The sequence below is a fragment of the Kitasatospora sp. NPDC058115 genome (assembly GCF_042884635.1).
In the GTDB taxonomy this organism is placed as follows: domain Bacteria; phylum Actinomycetota; class Actinomycetes; order Streptomycetales; family Streptomycetaceae; genus Kitasatospora.
Map to the genome: position 1 here is coordinate 1,625 of NZ_JBHVTL010000069.1, position 1,438 is coordinate 3,062.

The window sequence follows — 1,438 nt, forward strand, 5'->3', positions numbered from 1 at the left end:
ACGGGGGCCGTGACTGCGTGCCTTTTGAAGAATGAGCCTGCGAGTTTGCGGTGTGTAGCGAGGTTAACCCGTGTGGGGTAGCCGTAGCGAAAGCGAGTCCGAATAGGGCGGTTGAGTTGCATGCCCAAGACCCGAAGCGGAGTGATCTAGCCATGGGCAGGTTGAAGCGGAGGTAAGACTTCGTGGAGGACCGAACCCACCAGGGTTGAAAACCTGGGGGATGACCTGTGGTTAGGGGTGAAAGGCCAATCAAACTCCGTGATAGCTGGTTCTCCCCGAAATGCATTTAGGTGCAGCGTCACGTGTTTCTTGCCGGAGGTAGAGCACTGGATAGGCGATGGGCCTCACCGGGTTACTGACCTTAGCCAAACTCCGAATGCCGGTAAGTGAGAGCGTGGCAGTGAGACTGTGGGGGATAAGCTCCATGGTCGAGAGGGAAACAGCCCAGAACACCGACTAAGGTCCCTAAGCGTGTGCTAAGTGGGAAAGGATGTGGAGTCGCAGAGACAACCAGGAGGTTGGCTTAGAAGCAGCCACCCTTGAAAGAGTGCGTAATAGCTCACTGGTCAAGTGATTCCGCGCCGACAATGTAGCGGGGCTCAAGCACATCACCGAAGTCGTGTCATTGCAGCGTGAAGACCTAACGGTTGCTGTGATGGGTAGGGGAGCGTCGTGTGCCGGGTGAAGCGGCGGTGGAAACCAGTCGTGGACGGTATACGAGTGAGAATGCAGGCATGAGTAGCGATACAAGAGTGGGAAACTCTTGCGCCGATTGACCAAGGGTTCCTGGGTCAAGCTGATCTGCCCAGGGTAAGTCGGGACCTAAGGCGAGGCCGACAGGCGTAGTCGATGGACAACGGGTTGATATTCCCGTACCCGCTTTGAAGCGCCAGCGCTGAACCTCTTGATGCTAAGCCCGTGAAGCCGGCCTGGAGTCTTCGGACGAAGGGACGTGGTGGAGCCGGTGACCCAACGGGGTAGTAGGTGAGCGATGGGGTGACGCAGGAAGGTAGTCCAGCCCGGGCGGTGGTTGTCCCGGGGTAAGGGTGTAGGCCGTGAGGTAGGCAAATCCGCCTCACATTAAGGCTGAGACCTGATGCCGAGCCGATTGTGGTGAAGTGGATGATCCTATGCTGTCGAGAAAAGCCTCTAGCGAGTTTCATGGCGGCCCGTACCCCAAACCGACTCAGGTGGTCAGGTAGAGAATACCGAGGCGTTCGGGTGAACTATGGTTAAGGAACTCGGCAAAATGCCCCCGTAACTTCGGGAGAAGGGGGGCCATTCCTGGTGACGGCACTTGCTGTCTGAGCTGGGGGTGGCCGCAGAGACCAGCGAGAAGCGACTGTTTACTAAAAACACAGGTCCGTGCGAAGCCGTAAGGCGATGTATACGGACTGACGCCTGCCCGGTGCTGGAACGTTAAGGGGACCGGTTAGCT

The 1,438-nt window shown here is 57.6% G+C and carries 1 rRNA gene (only partly in view); it reads left to right on the forward strand.

Going from position 1 to position 1,438, the window contains the following annotated elements:
- Window positions 1-1,438: ribosomal RNA gene (locus ACFVVL_RS35340) — 23S ribosomal RNA — on the forward strand; its annotated part reaches 196 nt to the left of the window's first position; the annotation flags it as partial.